Here is a 21,700-nt window from a genome sequence, read left to right on the forward strand (position 1 = left end):
ACGCCGGTGCAAGCACCTGGGTCACGGACGGGGAGCAGGTTCGGCCCGTACGAGTTGCGGTCGATGCTGGGCAAAGGCGGGATGGGTGAGGTCTACGAGGCCTACGACACCGGCAAGGACCGGGTGGTCGCCCTGAAGTTGCTGGCCGAGGAGCTCGCGCAGGACCCGGCCTATCAGGTCCGGTTCCGCCGGGAATCCCAGGCCGCGGCGAAACTGGCCGAGCCGCACGTCATCCCGATTCACGACTGGGGCGTGATCGACGGGGTGCTGTTCATCGACATGCGCCTGGTCCCCGGCACCGATCTGCGGAGCGTGTTGCACACGGGCGGGCCGCTGAGTCCGGAGCGCGCGGTCGCCGTCGTCGAGCAGATCGCCGCCGCCCTCGATGCCGCGCACGCGGGCGGACTGGTGCACCGCGATGTGAAACCGGCCAACATCCTGGTCACCCCCGCCGATTTCGCCTATCTCGCCGACTTCGGCATCGCGCACACCGAGGGCGACAGCGCGGTGACCCAGGTCGGGATGGCGATGGGCTCCTACATCTACATGGCGCCGGAGCGCTTCGACGTCGGCCCGGTCTCGCACCGTGCCGATGTCTACTCGCTGGCCTGCGTCCTGCACGAATGCCTCACCGGCGCCTCCCCGTTCCCCGCGGCCAGCATGAGCGTGCTCGTCCGCGCCCACCTCTCCGAAGCGCCGCCGCGCCCCAGCACCTTGCTGCCCGGCCTGCCCGCCGCCCTCGACGACGTCATCGCGCGCGGCATGGCCAAGGACCCCGCCGACCGGTACGCCACCGCGGGCGACCTGGCCATCGCGGCCAGGGACGCGCTGGCCTCGGCCTTCCACGGTGGTGCGCCGCGTCCACCGGCCTACCCTGCCTACGGACAGCCCGGCGCCTACCCCGGGACCGCGCCGAACGCCCCCGGCCGCTCGACCGGATCCCACCCGACCCCGGTGGTCGGCCGTGATGTGCCCGCCGGTTCGGCCGCTGCCGTGATGCGCGGAGTGCCCGGCGGTTCCGGAACCGGCGCTGCGCCGTTGGCCGGACCCGGTGGTTCGCGTGGCTCCACCGGCGCCATGCCGTTGGCGGGCCGAGATGGCCCCGCTGGCGTGCAGCGTGGTGCGACCGGATCTGTGCCACTGGTGGGCCGGGACGCTCCCGGGCCCGGATCCGGTGGGCCGCGTGGTGTGCCTGGTTCCGGGACCGGTGCTACCCCGTTGGCAGGTCGAGATGTGCCCGCTGGTGCGCAGCGTGGCGCCAGCGGTTCCGTGCCGTTGGTGGGTCGGGACGCTCCCGGCCCCGGAGTCGGCGGGCCGCGTGGTGTGCCGGGCTCCGGGACCGGTGCTTCACCGTTGCCGGGCCGGGATTCGCCTGGTGCGCCGCGTGGTGCCACCGGTTCTGTGCCCTTGGTGGGTCGAGATGTGCCTGGTGGGCCCGGATCCGGGGGGCCGCGTGGTGTGCCCGCGGGCTCTACGTCCGGTGCTGTCCCGCTGGCCGGCCGTGACAATCCAGGACCGGCCGGTGGGGCGCGTGGTGGCTCCTCGGGTTCGGGCACCGGTGGTCATCCGGTGGCGGGTCGGGATGCTCCCGGACCGGCGGGCGGGTCGCGTGGCGTGCCAGGTTCCGGGACGGGTCCCGTGCCGGCCGGCTCCACCAGGACCGCGAAGAATGCCGGGTCGGTGACCGGTGCCGGGCGCGTTGCGTCCGGTGCGGAGGACGACGAGGACGATCAGCCGCAGCCGACGCCCACCGGGGAGTTCCGTGTCGTCGGGGCGGTGACCGCGACCGGCGGCATCGAGACCTCGCGCAGCCAGACCTCGGCCACCGGCGCCCAGCCGACCCTGATCATCCGTCCCCCCGAGCCACGTCCCGGCTCCTCGGACACCACCGGCTTCCGCCGCGTCCCGGTGGAGGGCTCGGGCGAGGTGTCCATCCCGGCGGTGATCCAGCCGACCGGCCCCGCCGAAATCCGCGTGGCCGACACCCATTTCACCCCCCTACCTCCCGCCGACGGCCCGGTCGAGGCTCCCGAGCCCCCACCGGCCTACACCCCCGACCAGGGCCTGCCCCGCATGCGCCCGTTCCCCGACGCCCACCTCTACGGCGGCGACCACCCCGGCGAAACCTCGGGCCCGATCGCCCAGCCCACCCCGCCCTACCCGGCCCCCACCGGCCCCCACCGCCTCGCCCAACCCCCACACGCCGCGGCCCAGCCGCCAGGCCCCGACTCCCAGCGAGCGAACCCGACTCAGCGCTACTCCGGCGAACACCCTGTTCCCGCAGCACCATTCACGCCCCCGACGGAGCAATACCGCCCACCGCCGAACCCCCGCTCGGCCCCCACCCAGCACTTCGCAGGCGACCCTGACGCCCGCTTCGGCCCCGCCGGTGCGTCACCCGACGACGAGCGGAACACCCCGGACACCCGATTCGGTTCCCCGGCAGCACAATTCGGCGACGAACCCGGCCCTCGTCCCAGCGCACCAACCCAGCGCTATGGCGACGATCCCGATGTCGGCTTCGGCTCCGGCACAGCAGGGTTCGACAACAAGGAGCACGGATCGGACGACGGCTTCGGTCCAGCCGAGACGCCATTCGGCGCCAAGGCGCATGCCGAGGACCGTTTCGGCCCCACTGGCGCCCCGTTCGATGACGACCGCAACGCACCCGATGCCCGATTCGGCGCCTCGGCAGCGCAATTCGGTGACGGACACGGTCCGCGTCCCGGCGCTCCGACCGAGCGCTACGACGACGATGCCGGTTTCGGCTCCGGATCGGCCGATCGCTTCGGCCCCACCGGTGCCCCGTTCGATGACGACCGCGACGCGCGATTCGGCGGCTCGGCAGCGCAATTCGGTGACGACCGCGCCCCGCGCCCGAGCGCCCCGACTCAGCGCTATGGCGACAACTCCGATGCGGAGTTCGGTTCTGACGCGGCTGCGTTCGCCACCCAAGGCGATGGGCCGGACACCCATTTTGGCTCCCCCGCTGCACCTTTCGGCGCGGACCGAGGTTCGACACGTCCCGTGGCCCCGACTCAGCGCTACAGCGATGATCCGGACGCGGGGTTCGGCCCTCGGCCCGGATTCGACGACGACGAGTACGACGATCGTGACGTCGGGTTCGGTGCGCCCACCGAGCAGTACCCCGGCCGTGCTCCGCAGGGGGATCCGCAAAGGTTCGCCGCTACACAGCATTACGGTGCGGCGGGGCAGTTCGGGCCGCCGACCGAGCAGTTCGATCCGGCGGGGTTCGATGCGCAGCGGGCGGCGCCGACGCAGCATTACGGCGGTGCGCCGACCGAGCAGTACGACGCGGATCCGCAGCGTGCGCAGGCGACCCACCAGTACCGCGGCGGGGCTGCGCCGTTCGCCGCGCATCAGGCGGCGCCGGGCGACCACGACGATCCCGCGGCCGCGACCAGGCAGTACACCGGTTCCGGTGAGCCCGCCTACTCCCAGTACGACGACGCTAACGCCTACGGCGACCACGCCTACCGCGATCCGGCCCATGGCCCCGATCCGGCGTACGGTCCCGAACCCGCCTACGACCCGGGCCGGCAGCACGAGCCCCGGCGCAACCGCGCGTGGCTGCTGCCGGTGTTGCTCGGCGTGGTCGGTCTCGTCGTCGTGGTCATCGGCGGGGCGATCGGCTGGCGCTTGATGTCGTCCGCCGATACCACCGACACCACCGCCGCCGCGACGACCGCCGAGTCGCCGGCCGGGGCGGGTGGACCCACCGCGACCACCGCACCGCGCGCCACCACCACCGCGCCGACCACCACGGCGGGCCCGGTGACCCTGCCCGCCGGCGCGCAGCCCTGTGAATCCGGCGCCGCCGGGGGCGCATACGGCAGCGCGGCCGTCGGCACCACGGTCACCAGCTGTGGTTTCGCCGAAGCGGTCAGGGAGGCGTACGTGGCCGGTGGCACCAGCGGCCGCACCGGCCCCCAGTCGGTCGTCGCGACGAGCCCGGTGACCGGCCGCGCCTACACGATGACCTGCACCCCGGACGGCAAACTCGTCACCTGCACCGGCGGTGACAACGCCGTGGTCTACGTCTACTGACCGGCACCGGCCGCGGCCCGAAAGCCGCGGCCGGACAGGTCAGTTCGCCGACGACGCCACGGCGACCACCACATCGCCGAGCCGCTCGATCGTGTTCGGATCACTCCACGCCGTGGCGATCGACACCCCGTCGGCCACGACGTCGGCACCCGCCGCCCGCAGCCGATCGGCGATGTCCTGATTGATCACCTCACCCGGCCCCGCCGTGATCACCGCGACCGGTTTCCCCGCGATCACCGGCGCAGGCCCGGAGCCGGAGTGGGCCAGCCAGGTCAGCACACTGTCGGCCAGCGGCGCCACCACACCGCCCTCGGCCGCGAACAGCAGCACCCCGGCGGCCTCGAGCGTCGAACGTCGCAACTGATTGGCGATCAGCGGCCGACCGTCCTCGGTGTCGAGCTCGGGGCGGTACGCGGGCAGGGTGTCGAGTTCGGCCAGCGTCACCACATCGACACTGTTGCGGATCCCGACCCGCTGCGCCTCGCCCGCCAGCTTCTGCGCGTCGGAGTCCGCGTCGGTGTCGGCCACCAGGGCGAGCAGATACGACATCGCGACTCCTACTTCGCCCCGGCGAGAATCTTCTGCGCCGCGGCCTCGAGCGCCGCGTCGTTGGCTGCACTCAAATCGACCACGCCGACACCCGCGACGCGATCGGCGAGCGCGTGATCGGTCTCGCGCAACCGCAGCACGAAATCCTCGGCCACATCGGAGGTTCCGGTGCCGTGCCCGAGCACGACGAAGCTCTCCGTGCCGATCTCCTCGAGCAGCGCCACGGCGAGATCGTCGAAGTAGCGCAGGTACACCTGATGGTCGTCGTGGCCGGTGTGCCGCTCGACCGTGCGCAGATGACGCGCGGCCGAATCATGGTTGCGCACATCGTGTTCGGTGTCGCTGACCCCGGTGGTCCCCAGATCGAAGTGCAGGATGCGAGCCTTCTCCGCATCCATCGCGACGGCGAACAGACTGCCCGACCCTTTGAGTTCCGGTGTGTCACGCAGCAATTGACGCGCGTGCTCGATGTCGCCGATCGACACCCGACCATCGTGCGGACGGTGGAACACCTCGCGGTGCCCGTTCATCTTCACCGCGAGGCGATCGCCGGACTCCTGCTCGACCTCGTCGGCGAGGTCCTCCCACAGGGTGACGAACTTGGTCCATTCCAGATCGCGCGGCGCCGGATGGCCGGTGATCGCGTCCAGTGTCTTGCGCGTATGCGAATTCATAGGGCTTCTCCTGAGAAGACGATCTACACGGAACGGTCGATGGTGACCTTGAGGTTCTTCATGATCGGCTGGTCGCTCTGCGTGCTGTAGTCGCCGATCGCGCACAGCACATTGAGTTCGGGCATGTACCCCGCCGCGCAACCGACCGGAATGTCGTACGGAATCACCTTGTAGCGCTGCACCGAACGCTTGCTGCCGTCGCGCGCGATGCTGGTGATGTCGACCTCGTCGAACTCCCGCAGACCGCGTTCGCGCATGTCCTCGCGGTTCATGAACACCAGGGTCCGCAGGTTCTTGATGCCCCGGTACCGGTCGTTGTCGGAGTAGATGGTGGTGTTCCACTGGTCGTGCGAGCGCATGGTGGCCAGCGTCAGCATGCCCGGCGCCATGGTCAGATCGGGCAGTTCCGCCGCCGAGAACTCGGCCTTGCCCGAGGGGGTGAGGAAGATCAGCTCCCTGGCCGGCTGCTTGATCCGGAAGCCCAGCGGCAGCCGCACGCGCCGGTTGAAGTCCTCGAACCCGTCGAGCACCTTCGACATGGTGTCGCGGATCCGGTCGTAGTCCTCGACATAGGACTCCCACGGAGTCCGGCTGTCGGGCAACGCGATACGCGCGATCCCCGCGACGATGGCGGGTTCGGAGCGCAGGTGCGCCGAGGCGGGCTTCTTCATCCCCTTCGACAGGTGCACCATCGCCATCGAGTCCTCCACCGAGGTCCGCTGCAACCCGCCGCGCTGCTCGTCGCGCTCGGTGCGGCCCAGGCACGGCAGGATCAGCGCGCGGGCACCGTGCACGAGATGGCTGCGGTTGAGCTTGGTGGAGACCTGGATCGTCAAGGCGCACTTGCGCAGTGCCTCGTAGGTGTAGGCGGTGTCGGGCGCGGCGAGCGCGAAGTTGCCACCCATCGCCATGAACACCTTCAGCTTGCCCGCCTGCATCGCCTCGATGGTGGCGACCACGTCGTAGCCGTCGGCGCGCGGGGACAGGATGCCGCACACCTCGTCGAGCCGGTCGAGGAACTTGGCGGGTGGCTTGTTGTCGATGCCGCAGGTCCGGTTGCCCTGCACGTTGCTGTGCCCGCGCACCGGCGACGGACCCGCGCCCTCGCGCCCCAGATTGCCGCGCAGCAACAGCAGATTCACGATCTCGCGAATGGTGTCGACGCCGTGCTCGTGCTGGGTCACCCCGAGGCACCAGCTGATGATGCTGCGGTCGGCGTCGCAGTAGATCCGTGCCGCCTTGCGGATCTCGGCCTCGCTCAACAGGGACTGCTGCTCGATCAGCGACCACGGCGTCGCCTCGACCCTGGCGCGATAGTCGTCGAAGCCGACGGTGTGGCGCTCGATGAACTGGCGATCCAGCGCCTTGGGCTCGGTCTCGGATTCCTCGAACACGGCCTTGGCCATGCCGCGGATCAGCGCGAAATCGCCACCGATGCGCGGTTGCAGGTTCAGCGTGGAGGTCTTGGTGGAGTGGAAGGTGGCCATCTGCATGATCTCGTGCGGGATGATCGTGCGCGTCGCACCGGCCTCGACCAGCGGGTTGATGTGCACGATCTGGGCGCCACGCCGATCCGCCTCGGCCAGTGCGGTCAGCATGCGCGGCGCGTTGGAGGCGGCGTTGACGCCCATCACGAACAGCGCGTCGGTGGTCTCCCAGTCCTCCAGATCGCAGGTGCCCTTGCCGGTGCCGAGCGCGGCCTGCAGCGCGCGCCCGCTGGCCTCGTGGCACATGTTCGAGCAGTCGGGCAGGTTGTTGGTGCCCAGCTCGCGCGCCATCAGCTGATAGAGGAAGGTGGCCTCGTTGCCGAGCCGACCGGAGGTGTAGAACGCCGCCTGGTTCGGGTCGTCGAGCTCACGCAGGGCCGTGCCAGCCAGGTCGAACGCCTCGGCCCAGCTGATCGGGACGTAGTGATCGGTGTCGGGGTCGTAGACCATCGGCTCGGTGAGCCTGCCCTGGTCCTCGAGATCGTGGTCGCTCCAGGTCGACAGCTCGCCCACCGAATGCGTCGCGAAGAACTCACGCCCGACCCGCTTGTGCGTCATCTCCCAGGTGACGTGCTTGATCCCGTTCTCGCAGATGTCGAGATGGATGCCCTTGATCGAATCGGGCCACGCGCACCCCGGACAGTCGAAACCGCCGTTCTCGTGGTTCATCTTCAGGATCGCGTGGGTGCCGAGGAGCGGTTCGCGCTCCTTGACGATCATGAACTCGCTGACCGCCTTCGCCGCGCCCCAGCCTGCCGCCGGGTGGTGATAGGGCTTGAATTTCGGCGTGGCGGCCCGGTCGGCGTCACCGCTCGGGCCGTCGTCGGGGTCGAACCGTCTGGGCGGGCTGGCTACCATGACACATTCCCTTCGACGAGATGTTCGAAGTCGGTCCTTGTCACTCACTCCTGGGGGAATCCTCCTCCGCGCAGGTCACGGTACGGCGTAGGCGGGCCGGGGTGCCAAGACCGAATTCCGACCGGTCGATAGGCCGCGGTTATCACCGCCGATCCGCCCCCGAAACCGCCTCGCGGAGTCCATCGCCGCAGGTTGACGGCGTGCGCGCGGGTCGGGCACCCTGATTCCTCGGCCCCGCCGGGCCGCCTCGAGCGACCGATCTCCGGAGGAAATCTTGCGCACCATGCCGACGCTGGAGCGCCCGATCATTCGCCGGTTCACCACCGAGATCGATCACCTGCCCGCCGCCCGAGTCTTCGTCGGCCTGGCGATCCCCGGCCTGATCCTGATCGCGGCCGGCCGCACCGACCTGCTCATCTACGCCGTGTTCGGCTCGTTCACCGGCATGTACGGCTTCGCCGAGGCACCGCGGCAACGACTGATCCACCAGTGCGAAGCCGCCGTGCTGCTGGTCGGGTCCGTCGGCGCGGGCATCCTGCTGGCGCGCCTGCACGCCTCGCCCGCCGTGCTGGTCTCGGCCGTCGCGGTGTTCGCCGCGCTCGCCTCGCCGCTCACCGATCGGCTGGGGCTGCGGCCGGAAGGCCCGTTCTTCGGGATCTTCGCGTTCGGCGCGATCGCCATGGTGGCGGGCGCCCAGCCCGACCCGGTGCTCGCGCTGGCGATCTGCGCGGCCACCGCGGCGCTGTGCGTGCTGGTCGGCTACCTCGACTCCGCCCGCCGCGCGCGTCGCGTCGATGTGCTCGCGATGCCCGCCCCACCGCACCGGACCGGCCGGGTCTCGCTCGTGCAGGCGGGCCGCTACGCGCTGGCGATCTCGATCGCCGGTGGGATCGGACTGCTGCTCGGCGTCGGCCACGCGAACTGGGCGATGGCGGGTGCGGCGGTGCCACTGGCCGCCGCTGATTCCCGCGGCCGGATCACCCGCGGTGTGCACCGCGTGCTCGGCACCTTCCTCGGCCTCGCGGTGACCGCGCCGCTGCTGCTCCCCGGACCGGGTCCGGCGGTGCTCGCACTGGTGATCATCGCGCTGCTGTACCCGACCGAACTGTTCATGGCCAGGCACTATGCCGTGGCACTCGGCTTCTTCACCCCGCTGATCATGGCCATGACCGAGCTGGCCGAACCGACCGATCCGCTCACCATGCTCACCGACCGCGGGATCGACACGGTGCTCGGTGTCGCGGTGGGAATCGCTGTCGCCCTGCTGATTCGCGAACCGGTTGCCGACGCTTCATCCACGTGCGAGACGCAGGCATGCACGGCCATGCATACTGGCGACATGGCTGATGACAACGCACAGTGGTACTACTGCCTGAAGCATCACACGGCCGAACAGGGCAAGACCTGCTGGTACGGCGACCGGATGGGCCCGTACCCGGACAAGGCCACCGCCGAGCAGGCGCTCGAGATCGCCAGGGCGCGCAACAAAGCCGCCGACGACGAGGACGACTGACCACCTCGGCACATGCTGTTCCGGCAGCTCGAGTACTTCGTCGCCCTCGCCCGCGAACGCCATTTCGCCCGCGCGGCCGCCGCCTGTTACGTCTCCCAGCCCGCGCTGTCGGAGGCGATCCGCAAGCTCGAACGTGAGCTGGGCGTGCCGCTGGTCCGCCGCGGCCACGCCTTCGAAGGGCTCACCCCGGAGGGGGAGCGGCTGGTGCTGTGGGCGCGGCGCATCCTGGCCGACCGGGACGCGCTCGAACAGGAAGTCCTCGCGCTGCAGACGGGTCTCACCGGCGCGCTGCGGATCGGCGTGATCCCCGCGGCGTCGGGGACCGTCGCCCTGCTCACCGACCCCTTCTGCGCCGCGCACCCGCTGGTGCGGGTGCGGATCGAGACCAGCCTGCGCTCGCGCGACATCGTCGAACGGATCCGCCGGTTCGAACTCGACGCCGGGATCGTCTACGGCCACGGCGTCGAGTTCGACGGGCTGGCACGCACCCCGCTCTACGAGGAGCGCCACGTCCTGCTCGCGGGCACCGACCTGCTGGCGGGCCGCGCCGAGTCGATCACCTGGACCGAGGCGCTGGAGATGCCGATGTGCCTGCTGCACAAGGGAATGCGTGGCAGGCAGATCATCGACGACGCGCTGGCCACCCGCGGCCTCGTCGCCACCCCGCAGCTGGAGACCGATTCGGTGCTGGCGCTGCTCGCGCACGTGCGCACCGGCCGCTGGGCCTGCGTCGTGCCGCAGCCCTGGCTGCACACCGTGCCCGCGCCCGCCGGGGTGCGGGTGCTCGCCCTCGACGACCCCGCCGTCACCGCGCGGATCGTGCTGGTCACCCAGGACGCCGACCCCGGCTCGGTCCTCGCCAGAGCCCTCACCGCCACCGCCCGCACCGCGGGCATCGACGACACCCTCACCCGCGGATCGGCCTGAGCCCGAAATCAGCTACACCCCGGCAACCGGCCGGTACGCTCCACCCCATGGGCACCCGATTGCTGCTGTCGGCGGTCATCCGCCTGGTCGGTTCGATCGCCCTCGGTGTGCTGGCGGGGGTACTCGTCGGCCTGCGCAGTGATCCGGCCATGGGCTCGCTGGCCGGAATCGCCACGGCCGCCGTCGTTTTCGTCGTGATCGGCTGGCTGGTGCTGTGGCCGATGGACGCCGAGCGGACCCGGCGCAATGCCCGGCGCGAGGACTTCCAGCCGTTCATCGAGGAACTCTCGGTCGTTGCCGCGACCCTGAGTGGGCTGGTCGGCATCGTGGTGATCCTGGTCGTCGGCCGGTCCGGGGAGGGGCAGGTCGCGGCGGCGACCGCGCTGGGCGGTGTCTTCGCGGCGTGGGCGGCCGTGCACCTGATGTATGCCGCGCGCTATGCCTATCTCTACTACGAGACCCCAAGGGGCGGGATCGATTTCAACTCCGAGGACCCACCCGCCTACCGCGATTTCTTCTATTTCAGCTACAACCTCGGGATGACGTATCAGGTCTCCGACACCGACGTCTCCGACCGGCGGGTGCGCGCGATCGTGCTGCGCCACTGCCTGCTGTCCTACGCTTTCGGTACGGTCATTCTGGCGACGACGATCAACCTGGTCGCCGGTGTCGTCACCGGCTGAGTGAACCGCCCGCAAGCCAACGAGCGATCGGCACGACTGATGAGCAGAGTCACCGCACGGCGCAAGACCACCCGGCTGTCCCCGGCCGGGCGCATCCAGCGGCCCGACACCCTCGCGGTGGAGGAACCGCTCGAGATCCGGGTCGACGGCCAATCGCTCACCGTCACCATGCGCACCCCCGGCAACGACATCGACCTGGTGCACGGCTTCCTGTTCGGCGAGGACATCATCGGCGCGGTCGACGACATCGTCACCGCCCGCTACTGCGCGGGCACCGACAGCGAGGGCCGCAACACCTACAACGTGCTCGATCTGCGCCTGCGCGCGCCGGTCCCGCTGCACACCCGCAACTTCCTGACCACCGGCTCCTGCGGCCTGTGCGGCAAGACCGCGCTCGACGAGGTGCGCACGCACACCCGCTACCCGATCCCGCACGACGGCCTCACGCTGTCCACCGACGTACTCGCCGGGCTGCCCGCCCAGCTGCGCACCGGACAGAAACTGTTCGACGCCACCGGCGGCCTGCACGCGGCGGGCCTGTTCACCGCCGACGGCACGCTGCTGGCGCTGCGCGAGGACATCGGCAGACACAACGCGGTGGACAAGGTGATCGGCTGGGCGATCCGCGAGAACCGCGTCCCCGCCCACGATCTGGTGCTCGTGGTGAGCAGCCGCGCGTCCTTCGAACTCGCGCAGAAGGCGGTGATGGCCGGCATCCCCGTGCTCGCCGCGGTCTCGGCGCCCAGCTCGCTCGCCGTCGACCTGGCGGCCGAGTCGGATCTGACGCTGGTCGGCTTCCTGCGCGGCGAGACGATGAACATCTACACCGGTGAACACCGTCTGAGCTGAGTGTTTCCCGGACCCGGTGGGCGATCGGCCATACTGCCCAGTACGGTGTCGGGACGGCTACCCAGCACCGAAAGCCCGGGGGAGTTCACAAACGAAGATGCTTCACATTATGACGATTGATCGACGCCGTCGTGTTCGGACGGTGCTCACCGCGCTGCTGGGCGCGGTCGTGGTACTCACCGCAGCCTGCGGTACCGAACCCGAAGCCGAACCACCCCAGGTGACCAGAACGGCGCCGGTCATCGATCCCGGTGCGGGCGGCGGCGAGTTCTCCGTCGCGCTACCGGGTTCCCTCGCCGCCGACTTCGCCGAACTCCAGCAGGGTTTCCGTGGCCGCGCCGGGCTGGCGATCATGCCGGTCGGCGGCACGAAGATGGTCACCTTCGGGAACTGGACCTCCGGTCCGGCCTGGTCGACGATCAAGGTCCCGCTGGCCATCGCCGCACTCCGCGCCAACAGCGGTTACGCCGCCTCGGCCTCGTCCGCCATCACCGCCTCCGACAACGGCGCCGCCGACACGCTGTGGGCCTCGCTCGGCTCGGGCGTCGACGCCTCGGCGGCCGTGCAGGGCGTGCTGCGCGAGGGCGGTGACAACGCCACCACGGTGCCCACCACGCGCACCCGCTCGGACGCCTCGGTCTACGGACAGGCCGAATGGACGCTGGCCGATCAGGTGCGCTTCGCCGCGCAACTGCCCTGCGTGCCGCAGAGTCAGCGCGTGCTCGACCTGATGGGCCAGATCGTGCCGAGCCATCGCTGGGGCCTCGGCGCGTTCGGCAGCTCGGAGTTCAAGGGCGGATGGGGGCCCGATCCCGCGGGCAAGTACCTGGTCCGCCAGTTCGGCCTGATCGATTCGCCCACCGGCCGGATCGCCATCGCCTTCGCCGCGCAGCCGGATTCGGGTGCGTTCGGCGACGGAATGACCATGCTGGACAAGATGACGACGCTGCTGTCCGGGCATCTGAGCGAGCTGGCCGGAGGTCGCTGCGCCTGATCGGCGCCGGTGCGGCAAGATGGTCGCCATGCGCATCGGAGTCTTGACCGGCGGCGGCGACTGTCCAGGGCTGAACGCGGTGATCCGGGCTGTTGTCCGCACCGCGAACGGCCGTTACGGCGATGCGATCGTCGGCTTCCAGGACGGCTGGCGCGGGCTACTCGAGGATCGCAAGATCCGGATCCACAACGACGACCGCACCGACCGGCTGCTCACCAAGGGCGGCACCATGCTCGGCACCGCGCGCACCAATCCCGACGTGCTGCGCGCCGGACTCGGCCGGATCAAGCAGACCCTCGACGACAACGGCATCGAGGCGCTGATCCCGATCGGCGGCGAGGGCACCCTGACCGCGGCGAGCTGGCTCTCCGACGAGGGCGTGCCGGTGGTCGGCGTGCCCAAGACCATCGACAACGACATCGACTGCACCGACGTCACCTTCGGCCACGACACCGCCCTGTCCATCGCCACCGAGGCCATCGACCGCCTGCACACCACCGCCGAATCCCACCAGCGCGTCATGCTGGTCGAGGTGATGGGCCGCCACGCGGGCTGGATCGCGCTCAACTCCGGCATCGCCGCGGGCGCGCACCTGACCCTGGTCCCCGAGGAACCCTTCGATGTGGCCGAGGTGTGCGCCATGATCAAGAAGCGTTTCCAGCGCGGCGACAAGCACTTCATCTGCGTGGTCGCCGAGGGCGCGCATCCGGCGCCCGATTCCGGATTCGCCCTGCGCGAGGGCGGGATCGACGAGTTCGGGCACGAGCGCTTCACCGGCGTCGCCCAGCAGCTGGGCTCGGAGATCGAACGCCGGATCGGCAAGGAAGTGCGCACCACCGTGCTCGGGCACGTCCAGCGCGGCGGCAGCCCCACCCCCTACGACCGCATCCTGGCGACCAGGTTCGGCGTGCACGCCGCCGAGGCCGTACACGCGGGCCACTTCGGCCAGATGGTCGCGCTGCACGGCACCACCATCAGCCTGGTCCCGCTGTCGGAGGCGACCAAGCAGCTCAAGCGCGTTCCGGTCGAACGGCTCAGCGAGGCACAGGCGTTCTTCGGCTGAGCTGTCACAGGGGTTCGGTACGGTGGCCGTATGCGCACTGGTCGAGTGATCGTTTCGGTACTGTTCGCTGTCGCCGCGTTGGCCACCGGCTGCTCGGATTCGTCCGAGGACGCGGCGGCCTCGCCGGTACTGGGCCAGTGGCACGGTGACATCGAGGTTCCCGGCCAGGTCATCGGGATCGGGGTGAACTTCGCCGAGGACGGCTCGGCCACGATCGACATCCCGGTCCAGGGCGTGACCGAGGCACCGCTGAAAGATGTGCTCACCGAACCGGATCGGGTCGAGTTCAACGTTCCCGACGCGCCGGGCGAACCGGGTTTCCGCGGTCGCCTCGAGGGCGAGCAGATCGCCGGTGACTGGGTGCAGTTCGGGGAGAAGCTGCCGGTCACCCTGTCGCGCGGCCCGATCGAGGGCATGGAACGCCCGCAGGACCCGACCCCGCCGTTCCCGTACTCCAGCGAGGACGTCACCTACCGCAACGGCGACATCACCATCGCGGGCACGCTCACCACACCCGAGGGCGACGGCCCGTTCCCGGCGATGCTGCTGATCACCGGCAGCGGCCCGCAGGACCGCAACGAAGAGATCATGGGCCACAAGCCCTTCCAGCTGCTGGCCGACACCTTCACCCGCGCCGGCTACGCCGTGCTGCGCACCGACGACCGCGGTGTCGGCGGTACCAGCGGCACCCTCGACCAGGCCACCTACCCCGATCTGGCCGACGACGCTGCCGCCGGTGTCGCGTTCCTGCGTGAGCGTCCCGAGATCGACCCGGCCCGCGTCGGCCTGTTCGGCCACAGCGAGGGCGGCTACCTGGCGCCGCTGATCGCCGCCCGGCCCGACAGCAATATCGCCTTCGCGATCCTGATGGCCGGTCCCTCGGTGCCCGGCGCCGATGTGCTGATCGAGCAGAACGAGGTGATCATGGCCTCCTCCGGTGCCCCGCAGGAGCAGATCGACGCCCAGGTCCGCTTCGTCACCGAGTGGACCGCGCTGCTGCGCGCGGGCGACACCGAAGGCGCCAAGGCCTACGCCCAGCAGCACAACGATTCGCTGCCCGAGGCCGAGCGCACCCCGCAGTCGGCGGTCGACTCCTTCAGCACCCCGTACATGACCTCGTTCGTCACCTACGACCCAAAGCCCGCGCTCGAGGCGATGCGGATTCCGGTCCTGGCCTTCTTCGGCGGCACCGACCAGCAGGTGATCGCCACCCAGAACGAGGGACCGATGCGCGAGAACCTGGCCGGTGCGCCCGATGCCACGGTGCACACCTTCCCCGGGCTCAACCACATGATGCAGCCCTCGGAGAGCGGCAAGCCCAGTGAGTACGTCACCATCGAGACCACCATCGACCCGTCGGTGCTCACCTATGTCACCGACTGGCTCACCCAGCGCGTCCCGCCCAGCTAGCGCTTCCTAAGATAGGAAGCTATGAGCGCACCCACGGTCGAGTTGATGGATTACGCCGATGTCCTCTCCCGGTACGAGCCCGTACTCGGCATGGAGGTCCACGTCGAGTTGTCCACGGCGACCAAGATGTTCTGCGGTTGCCCCACCGAGTTCGGCGCCGAACCCAATACCCAGGTGTGCCCGGTCTGCCTCGGCCTGCCCGGCTCGTTGCCGGTGGTGAACGAGAAGGCCGTGGAATCGGCCATCCGGATCGGCCTGGCGCTGAACTGTTCGATCACCCCGTGGGGCCGGTTCGCGCGCAAGAACTACTTCTACCCGGATCAGCCGAAGAACTACCAGATCAGCCAGTACGACGAGCCGATCGCCACCGAGGGCTTCCTCGACGTCGTCCTCGACGACGGCTCCACCTTCCGGGTGGAGATCGAGCGCGCGCACATGGAGGAGGACACCGGCAAGTCGCTGCACGTGGGCGGCGCGACCGGACGCATCCACGGCGCCAGCCACTCGCTGCTCGACTTCAACCGCGCCGGTGTACCGCTGATCGAGATCGTCACCAAGCCGATCACCGGTGCGGGGGAGCGCGCGCCGGAGGTGGCGCGCGCCTACGTCACCGCGCTGCGCGAGGTGCTGCGCTCGCTCAACGTCTCCGACGTGAAGATGGAGCAGGGCTCGCTGCGCTGCGATGCCAACGTCTCGCTGATGCCGGTGGGCGCCACGGTGTTCGGCACCCGCACCGAGACCAAGAACGTGAACTCGCTCAAGAGCGTCGAGGTCGCCGTGCGCTACGAGATGCGCCGCCAGGCCGCCGTGCTCACCGACGGCGGTGAGATCGTGCAGGAGACCCGCCACTTCAACGAGGCCGACGGGTCCACCTCCGCGGGTCGCCGCAAGGAGACCGCCGAGGACTACCGCTACTTCCCCGAGCCCGACCTCGAGCCCGTCGCCCCGGCGGCCGAGTGGGTCGAGGAACTGCGCACCACCATCCCCGAATACCCGTGGCTGGTGCGCGCCCGCATCCAGGCCGACTGGGGCCTGTCCGACGAGGTCATGCGCGACCTGGTCAACGCGGGCGCCCTCGACCTGATCATCGCCACCGTCGAGTCCGGCGCCCCCGCCAACGAGGCCCGCTCCTGGTGGGTCGCCTACCTCACCGAGAAGGCCAAGGAACGCGAGGTCGCCCTGGCCGACCTGCCGATCACCCCCGCCCAGGTGGCCGCGGTGATCGCCCTGGTCGAGGCCAAGACCGTCAACAACAAGGTCGCCAAGCAGGTCGTCGACTTCGTCCTCGCGGGCGAGGGCGAGCCTGCCGCCATCGTCGAGGCCAAGGGCCTCGGCATGGTCAGCGACGACTCGGCCCTGCAGACCGAGGTCGACAAGGCCCTCGCCGCCAACCCCGACATCGCCGACAAGATCCGCTCCGGCAAGGTGCAGGCCGCGGGCAAGATCGTGGGCGACGTCATGAAGGCCACCCGCGGCCAGGCCGACGCCGCCAAGGTCCGCGAACTGGTCATCGCCAGCGTCTCCGCGAACTGAGGTCCACCCGGTGCCGCCGCCCCTGGAGCGGCGGCACCGGGCTCGTAGCGCCAGAGGGTTTGCGGTGTAACGCATCTCACTGTGTCGCGATGTTTCGATTCGTACGTCTGCTTCGAGCTCGACGAATCCAACTACAGCGAACCCATCCAGGAGACCGCGTGACGCTCACTCCAGCGCCGTTCTTTCGCAGGCTCGTCGCGCGGGTCCTCGACCTGACATTTTGTCTGGGCCTGACCTTTGTCGTCGCGATACCGGTCGGCATCGTGTACGCGTTCTCGCACGTCCTGGTCAGTGCGGGATGGATGCGGGATTGGTCCGCCGGAATCTACGCGGCGGCTTGCTATTTCATCGCCTACGTGGGGTTGGAGGTCTTCCTCCTCACTCGTCGAGAGGGGCAAACGCTCGGCAAGGGGCTCATGGGACTGCGCGTCGTGCCTTCGGCCCCCTGGTCCCGGCCGAGGCTTGAACTCCGCCCTGCTCTCACTCGGATGTCGATGATCTTCATGCCGTTCGTGCTGATGTCATTGTCCGGCAATCACCCTGATGTTGTTGTTCTCGAGGTCTTGTCCCTGATCGGCATGGCGAGCATTGCCTTCAATCTTCTGCTCACGGCGCTTCCGCTGGCCAACCGCCGCGCCCTCCACGACTACGCCGCAGGAACTCGCGTGGTGCGTGCGAAGCGTCGGAAGATCGAGATCAAGAAGGACCTTCCGATGCTGCTGCCCAAGAAGATCAGCTTCGCCAAGAACTGAACTCGGTGGACGACATCGTCGCCCATCCTCGTTCGGAGGTGGGCGCCGAAGCGTTGAAGTCGGCCTAGTCAGGCCCGCCCGCGCCACCCGAGGGTGGTGGGATGCGGACGACGCGGTCGTCGAATTCGCCTGGCTCGCCGTCGGTTTTGTTGATGGTGGTCACCCAGACGCTGCCGTCGGCGCTGGCGGTGGCGCCGAGGAGCTTGCCGTATTTGTCCTGGCCGATCATGGTCGGGGCGGTGGTGACGGCGAAGGTGGTGGGGTCGGCGCCGACCGCGGCCAGGGCCTTGCCGTCGGCGAGGGCGACGGCCACGCCGTCACCGGTGGCGGTGCAGCCGCCGACGCCGGGGCGGTCGGGCCAGGTCCAGGCGACGCTCATGGCGCCGTCGGCGCCGAGGTGCTGGAGCCGGTCCTCGGCGGCGGTGCGGTCGGTGACCCACATGCCGTCCTTGCCGTCGCGGCAGATGTCGCCCGCGGTCCCGATCCCGGAGGCGACGACCTGCGGGCTGTTGCTGCCCGAGGACGGCGATTCCAGCCGCAGGACCTTGCCGCCGAGCGAGCCGGGATCGGCTGCGGCGCCGGGGTTTCCGGCATCGCCGGTGAGCACCATCAGCTGGGTCGGCGTCGCCCATTCCAGCGCACCGCGATTTCCGGTGGCGCCCTTGGGTATTCCGGTCAGGATCTCCTTGGGCGCGCCGTCCTGGGACAGGCGCACCACGCGGTTGTCGCTGCCGGTGGTGATGTAGGCGTACATCAGCCCGTCCTCGCCGAAGGTGGGCGAGAGCACGATGTCGGAGATGCCGCCGTCGCCGGAGCCGTCGACGGTGAGCGCGGCGATCTCCACCGGCGGCTCCTGCGGCGTGCTCGCGTCGACCGGGACCACCCGCAGGATGCGTCCGGTACGCCGCTCGGCCACCAGTGCGCTCTCGCCGACCGCGATCAGCCCGGACGCCGAGTCCAGGCAGGTGGCGATGACGTTCGGATCGGGATCGATGCACGGCCCGGTCGGCCGCGGCGCCTGCGACGGCGAATCCTGCGGGCGTTTGGGCTCGACATTGGAGCCACCCAGTGACGGTTCGGTGGTGAACGGACTCGACGCCGACTCGTCGAAACGGGCGCACCCGGCGACCAGTACGGCCCCCACCGCCACCCCGACTGCCACGCGAACCGCGATTCCCGAACTCATGCCACAGACGTTACCGGCAGTCGAGCGGGGCTGACACGCCTGATGCCAGGAAGAGCGGCGCACCGCGATCGCACGTCATAAGGTGGGTCGGTGACCGACAAGTCGAACGACGACACACCGACGGCGGACGGATCAGCGCAGGCCGGACCGGCTGCGTCGTCGGCTGGCCGCCCGGTGACCAGCCCGTATGATTCGCCGACCACGCAGATGCCGACGGCGGATCTGCGCAAGCCCATCGCCCACACCGACGAGGACCTCGGCCTCGACCCCGGTGACGAGGTGCCCACCGCGGGCGCGGAGCTCGGCGGCGGTGGCGACGACAGCTACGGCTACGCCACCATCCCGCCCGCGGCCGCCACCTCGGCGGGCGCGGTCCGGCTGCAGCGCCGCGCCCGCGAACCGCGTCGCGGCACCCTCGATCTGGGCCTGTTCGTGCTGCGCCTGGTGGTCGGCTACACCTTCATCTACCACGGCTTGCAGAAGCTGACCGGCTGGTTCCACGGCCCCGGTCTCGACGGCACCAAGTCGATGATGGAAGGCGGCGGCTGGGACTACCCGTCGCTGGCCACCGCCCTGGTGATCGCAGGCGAACTGGGCGGCGGCATCCTGCTGGTGATCGGCCTGGCCACCCCGCTCGCCGCGGGTGCCGTGCTGGCCACCATCGCCACCGCGTGGATGTGGAAGCAGGGCATGTACCCCGGCTTCCAATACAACGCGGGCACCCCCAGCGGCGTCGAACTCGATTCGATCCTGGCCGGCTCGGCCCTCGCCATCATCCTCACCGGCCCCGGCCGCTGGTCCCTCGACCGCACCCGCGGCTGGGCCACCCGCCCCGCCTACGGCTCCGCCGTCGTGGTCCTGCTGGCCCTCGCCGCGGCCATCGCCACCTACTGGTTCCTCCACGGCGGCAACCCGCTGACGGGCATCGGCCCGTTCTGATCCGACGAAACCATGGGCGGACTTGCAAATCCATGCCGTGGCTGGCATATGCCATCATTGGCATATAGCCTGGACGCATGGCACTGTTCGGCTTGGAAGTCGAACCCGAGGTCCGGGAATGGTTGGAGTCGCTGAGTGATGATCACTACGGTCGGGCGTTGTACCGAGCAGAGATGCTGGTGGAGCAGGCGAACACGCTAGGGGAGCCGTACTCGAGGCATCTCGGTGGCAAGGTGCGCGAGCTTCGATTCAGCCTTGACGGCCGAGCCGTCCGGGTGACGTACTGGCTGGCTCCACAACGACGCGTTGTGCTCCTGACAGTCTTCTACAAGACTCGGCAGCGAGAATCCGGTGAGGTTGCCCGAGCTCTGTTGGCGCAGAAGGAGTGCGAGGCCAATCACGGCCACGCACTGGATGTTTTCGAGAGAGAGGTCTGACATGAGCGAAAGTCCGCATGTCAGGTGGGATACCGAACAGGTGGCGCGGCGGGATGGCTCGATCGTCCAGTCCGGCTACGAGGCCGAGAAGCGGGCAGTCGAGCTCGGCAGAGCCGTTCGTGAACGGCGAGTCGACCTCGGTATCTCGCAGACCGAACTCGCGCGTCGGGCGGGCACCAGCCAAGCCGCGATCTCCCGGCTCGAGGCCGGCGAACACGTGCCGACACTGACGCTGCTGGATCGACTGGCGGCCGCACTCGGCGCGACAGTCGACGTATCGTTCATCACCGCAGCCTGAGCCGGGTTGAGCCGCCCGACGCATCGACGACCGGCGGCCCACCCGAATTCGACCAGGGCTTGGTGCGCTTACGGCCCCTTGCGGCCGTCGAACTTGTCGGCCGACCTTGTTGACCCTGCTCAATGCCACCTTCACCGGCAAAGCGCGTGGTCAGGCGTTCGCGGTGTGGGGTTCGACGATCGGTGCGGCGGCCGCGCTGGGCCCGCTGCTCGGCGGTTGGCTGGCCGAGCACGTCTCGTGGCGCTGGGCCTTCGGGATCAATGTGCCGTTGGCGGTGCTGATCGTGGTCGGGTGCTGCTGTGCATCGATCGCTCGCCCCGGGTGCCGGGCCGCCTCGATGTCGCCGGTTCGGTGCTGTCGGTGCTGGGTCTCGGGCTGCTCGCCTTCGGGCTGGTCGAAGGCCGCACCTACGGCTGGATCACCACGACCCATCCGATGACCATCGGTGGTTTCCGCTGGGACAGTGGGCCTTCGCCGGTTCTGGTCGCGCTGGTGCTGAGCGTGCTCGCGCTCGGCGGTTTCCTCGGGCGGCAGGTGCTGCTGCGCCGCGGTCCCGACGCCGACAAGGCGTTGATGGATCTGAGCCTGTTCCGGCGGGCCTCGTTCCGCAACGGCAACGTCGCCACGCTGATCATCGGGCTCGGCGAGTTCGGCATCGTCGCGGTCATGCCGCTGTGGCTGCAGTTCACCCTCGGCTACAGCGCCGTGCAATCCGGGCTGGCGCTGGTGCCGATCGCCATCGGCAGCTTCATCGCCAGCGGTGCCAGCTTCGGGCTGGCGGGGAAGGCCTCACCGCTGAACATGGTCCGGCTCGGCCTCGCACTCGAGGTCGTCGGCCTGGCGGCGCTCGCGTTCTTCGCCGCCACCGACAGCCCCTGGTGGACGATCTCGCTGATCCTGTGCGTATACGGCGTCGGCGTCGGCTTCGCGACCGCCCAGGTCACCAATGTCGTGCTCGCCGACATCCCCGAGCACGACAACGGCCAGGCCTCCGGCATCCAGCGCGCCTTCCGCCAGCTCGGTTCCGCCCTCGGCATCGCCCTGCTCACCACGGTCTTCTTCACCACACTGAGCTCCCAGGTGGACAGTGACCTCACCGCGGCGGGCACGCCACCTGCCCAGGCGCAACAGTTCTCGCACGCCATCACCAGCAGCGCGGGCGCAGCCATCGAAGGCTTTGCCGCACAACCGGAAACCCGCGAGATCGCCGAAGCGGGCCGCACCGCCATGACCACCGGCATCACCTTCGGCGGCTACCTCGCCGCGGCCTTCGTCCTCCTCGGCCTGATAGCCACCGCCTTCATCCCCTCCCGAACGGCCGAATCACCCACGTCCACAACTCAACCCGCCCTCGTGTGAGCGACAGCAACACCTGATCTCGCAAGAACATCGGTAACTCACCGGGTACGGGCTGAGCCCACCAACGACGGCGCCGCCGGTCGCATCGACGACCGGCGGCGCACCTATGTCTGGCCAAAAT

Annotated in this window: 18 protein-coding genes and 1 pseudogene; 15 read left to right on the forward strand and 4 right to left on the reverse strand. The window is 69.7% G+C overall.

The window, feature by feature from the left end; translation table 11 throughout:
* Nucleotides 1-63: 63 nt before the first annotated feature.
* Nucleotides 64-4,068 (forward strand): protein kinase, encoded by a 4,005-nt coding sequence (locus ACFVVM_RS20545; RefSeq protein ID WP_387620460.1) that lies wholly within the window; start codon nucleotides 64-66, stop codon nucleotides 4,066-4,068.
* 39 nt (nucleotides 4,069-4,107) lie between these two features.
* Here ACFVVM_RS20545 and ACFVVM_RS20550 read toward each other — a convergent pair whose 3' ends face one another.
* From ACFVVM_RS20550 to ACFVVM_RS20560, 3 genes are read right to left on the reverse strand one after another with little or no spacing between them, the layout of a single operon-like run.
* Nucleotides 4,108-4,617, reverse strand: coding sequence for an NAD(P)H-dependent oxidoreductase (locus tag ACFVVM_RS20550; protein ID WP_387620462.1), 510 nt, complete (start codon nucleotides 4,615-4,617; stop codon nucleotides 4,108-4,110).
* Nucleotides 4,618-4,625: 8 nt separating this feature from the next.
* Entirely contained in the window at nucleotides 4,626-5,291 is a 666-nt protein-coding gene (locus ACFVVM_RS20555; RefSeq protein ID WP_387620464.1) for a hypothetical protein, read from the reverse strand.
* Between the two features lie 23 nt (nucleotides 5,292-5,314).
* A complete protein-coding gene (locus ACFVVM_RS20560) occupies nucleotides 5,315-7,636 on the reverse strand; it encodes an FdhF/YdeP family oxidoreductase (RefSeq protein WP_387620466.1) in 2,322 nt (773 codons plus the stop codon).
* 283 nt (nucleotides 7,637-7,919) lie between these two features.
* On the opposite strand from ACFVVM_RS20560, the gene ACFVVM_RS20565 reads away from it, so the two are divergent.
* The 9 genes from ACFVVM_RS20565 to ACFVVM_RS20605 all read left to right on the forward strand — a co-directional run bounded on the left by ACFVVM_RS20565 (nucleotide 7,920) and on the right by ACFVVM_RS20605 (nucleotide 17,360).
* A complete protein-coding gene (locus ACFVVM_RS20565; protein WP_387620469.1) occupies nucleotides 7,920-9,149 on the forward strand; it encodes an FUSC family protein in 1,230 nt (409 codons plus the stop codon).
* A 12-nt stretch (nucleotides 9,150-9,161) separates the two neighbouring features.
* Nucleotides 9,162-10,076 (forward strand): LysR family transcriptional regulator, encoded by a 915-nt coding sequence (locus ACFVVM_RS20570; RefSeq protein ID WP_387620472.1) that lies wholly within the window; start codon nucleotides 9,162-9,164, stop codon nucleotides 10,074-10,076.
* A 47-nt stretch (nucleotides 10,077-10,123) separates the two neighbouring features.
* Nucleotides 10,124-10,759: a DUF1345 domain-containing protein gene (locus tag ACFVVM_RS20575; protein ID WP_387620475.1), complete on the forward strand. Its 636-nt coding sequence runs from the start codon at nucleotides 10,124-10,126 to the stop codon at nucleotides 10,757-10,759.
* 39 nt (nucleotides 10,760-10,798) lie between these two features.
* Nucleotides 10,799-11,608 (forward strand): formate dehydrogenase accessory sulfurtransferase FdhD, encoded by an 810-nt coding sequence (gene fdhD, locus ACFVVM_RS20580; RefSeq protein WP_387620478.1) that lies wholly within the window; start codon nucleotides 10,799-10,801, stop codon nucleotides 11,606-11,608.
* Nucleotides 11,609-11,717: 109 nt separating this feature from the next.
* Entirely contained in the window at nucleotides 11,718-12,602 is an 885-nt protein-coding gene (locus tag ACFVVM_RS20585) for a hypothetical protein (protein WP_387620480.1), read from the forward strand.
* Nucleotides 12,603-12,630: 28 nt separating this feature from the next.
* Nucleotides 12,631-13,665 carry an ATP-dependent 6-phosphofructokinase gene (locus ACFVVM_RS20590; protein WP_387620482.1) on the forward strand — a complete coding sequence of 345 codons (1,035 nt, stop codon included), beginning with the start codon at nucleotides 12,631-12,633 and terminating at the stop codon, nucleotides 13,663-13,665.
* Nucleotides 13,666-13,695: 30 nt separating this feature from the next.
* Nucleotides 13,696-15,075: an alpha/beta hydrolase family protein gene (locus ACFVVM_RS20595; protein WP_387620484.1), complete on the forward strand. Its 1,380-nt coding sequence runs from the start codon at nucleotides 13,696-13,698 to the stop codon at nucleotides 15,073-15,075.
* Between the two features lie 21 nt (nucleotides 15,076-15,096).
* A complete protein-coding gene (gene gatB, locus ACFVVM_RS20600; RefSeq protein ID WP_387620487.1) occupies nucleotides 15,097-16,608 on the forward strand; it encodes an Asp-tRNA(Asn)/Glu-tRNA(Gln) amidotransferase subunit GatB in 1,512 nt (503 codons plus the stop codon).
* 158 nt (nucleotides 16,609-16,766) lie between these two features.
* Nucleotides 16,767-17,360, forward strand: coding sequence for an RDD family protein (locus tag ACFVVM_RS20605; RefSeq protein WP_387620489.1), 594 nt, complete (start codon nucleotides 16,767-16,769; stop codon nucleotides 17,358-17,360).
* Between the two features lie 64 nt (nucleotides 17,361-17,424).
* On the opposite strand, the gene ACFVVM_RS20610 is transcribed toward ACFVVM_RS20605, so the two are convergent.
* Nucleotides 17,425-18,546, reverse strand: a complete 1,122-nt coding sequence (locus ACFVVM_RS20610) for a PQQ-dependent sugar dehydrogenase (protein ID WP_387620492.1) — start codon at nucleotides 18,544-18,546, stop codon at nucleotides 17,425-17,427.
* A gap of 90 nt (nucleotides 18,547-18,636) precedes the next feature.
* On the opposite strand from ACFVVM_RS20610, the gene ACFVVM_RS20615 reads away from it, so the two are divergent.
* The 5 genes and pseudogenes from ACFVVM_RS20615 (at nucleotide 18,637) to ACFVVM_RS20635 (ending at nucleotide 21,579) form a co-directional block, all read left to right on the forward strand.
* Nucleotides 18,637-19,485: a DoxX family protein gene (locus tag ACFVVM_RS20615; RefSeq protein ID WP_387620495.1), complete on the forward strand. Its 849-nt coding sequence runs from the start codon at nucleotides 18,637-18,639 to the stop codon at nucleotides 19,483-19,485.
* A gap of 77 nt (nucleotides 19,486-19,562) precedes the next feature.
* Nucleotides 19,563-19,922 (forward strand): type II toxin-antitoxin system RelE/ParE family toxin, encoded by a 360-nt coding sequence (locus ACFVVM_RS20620; RefSeq protein ID WP_387620498.1) that lies wholly within the window; start codon nucleotides 19,563-19,565, stop codon nucleotides 19,920-19,922.
* Between the two features lies 1 nt (nucleotide 19,923).
* Nucleotides 19,924-20,220, forward strand: coding sequence for a helix-turn-helix transcriptional regulator (locus ACFVVM_RS20625; RefSeq protein WP_387620500.1), 297 nt, complete (start codon nucleotides 19,924-19,926; stop codon nucleotides 20,218-20,220).
* A 109-nt stretch (nucleotides 20,221-20,329) separates the two neighbouring features.
* Nucleotides 20,330-20,449, forward strand: a pseudogene (locus ACFVVM_RS20630) (hypothetical protein); the annotation flags it as partial.
* 62 nt (nucleotides 20,450-20,511) lie between these two features.
* Complete coding sequence (locus ACFVVM_RS20635) at nucleotides 20,512-21,579, forward strand: MFS transporter (protein WP_387620503.1); 1,068 nt, start codon at nucleotides 20,512-20,514, stop codon at nucleotides 21,577-21,579.
* Nucleotides 21,580-21,700 lie beyond the last annotated feature (121 nt).

Source organism: Nocardia sp. NPDC058176 (assembly GCF_042883805.1).
Taxonomy (GTDB): domain Bacteria; phylum Actinomycetota; class Actinomycetes; order Mycobacteriales; family Mycobacteriaceae; genus Nocardia.

What these genes read in the sequence shown, in the direction of transcription:
- ACFVVM_RS20545 (WP_387620460.1), top strand. Translation starts at nt 64, where the DNA reads ATGCTGGGCAAAGGCGGGATGGGTGAGGTCTACGAGGCCTACGACACC.
- ACFVVM_RS20550 (WP_387620462.1), bottom strand. Translation starts at nt 4,617, where the DNA reads ATGTCGTATCTGCTCGCCCTGGTGGCCGACACCGACGCGGACTCCGAC.
- ACFVVM_RS20555 (WP_387620464.1), bottom strand. Translation starts at nt 5,291, where the DNA reads ATGAATTCGCATACGCGCAAGACACTGGACGCGATCACCGGCCATCCG.
- ACFVVM_RS20560 (WP_387620466.1), bottom strand. Translation starts at nt 7,636, where the DNA reads ATGGTAGCCAGCCCGCCCAGACGGTTCGACCCCGACGACGGCCCGAGC.
- ACFVVM_RS20565 (WP_387620469.1), top strand. Translation starts at nt 7,920, where the DNA reads ATGCCGACGCTGGAGCGCCCGATCATTCGCCGGTTCACCACCGAGATC.
- ACFVVM_RS20570 (WP_387620472.1), top strand. Translation starts at nt 9,162, where the DNA reads ATGCTGTTCCGGCAGCTCGAGTACTTCGTCGCCCTCGCCCGCGAACGC.
- ACFVVM_RS20575 (WP_387620475.1), top strand. Translation starts at nt 10,124, where the DNA reads ATGGGCACCCGATTGCTGCTGTCGGCGGTCATCCGCCTGGTCGGTTCG.
- fdhD (WP_387620478.1), top strand. Translation starts at nt 10,799, where the DNA reads ATGAGCAGAGTCACCGCACGGCGCAAGACCACCCGGCTGTCCCCGGCC.
- ACFVVM_RS20585 (WP_387620480.1), top strand. Translation starts at nt 11,718, where the DNA reads ATGACGATTGATCGACGCCGTCGTGTTCGGACGGTGCTCACCGCGCTG.
- ACFVVM_RS20590 (WP_387620482.1), top strand. Translation starts at nt 12,631, where the DNA reads ATGCGCATCGGAGTCTTGACCGGCGGCGGCGACTGTCCAGGGCTGAAC.
- ACFVVM_RS20595 (WP_387620484.1), top strand. Translation starts at nt 13,696, where the DNA reads ATGCGCACTGGTCGAGTGATCGTTTCGGTACTGTTCGCTGTCGCCGCG.
- gatB (WP_387620487.1), top strand. Translation starts at nt 15,097, where the DNA reads ATGAGCGCACCCACGGTCGAGTTGATGGATTACGCCGATGTCCTCTCC.
- ACFVVM_RS20610 (WP_387620492.1), bottom strand. Translation starts at nt 18,546, where the DNA reads ATGAGTTCGGGAATCGCGGTTCGCGTGGCAGTCGGGGTGGCGGTGGGG.
- ACFVVM_RS20620 (WP_387620498.1), top strand. Translation starts at nt 19,563, where the DNA reads ATGGCACTGTTCGGCTTGGAAGTCGAACCCGAGGTCCGGGAATGGTTG.
- ACFVVM_RS20625 (WP_387620500.1), top strand. Translation starts at nt 19,924, where the DNA reads ATGAGCGAAAGTCCGCATGTCAGGTGGGATACCGAACAGGTGGCGCGG.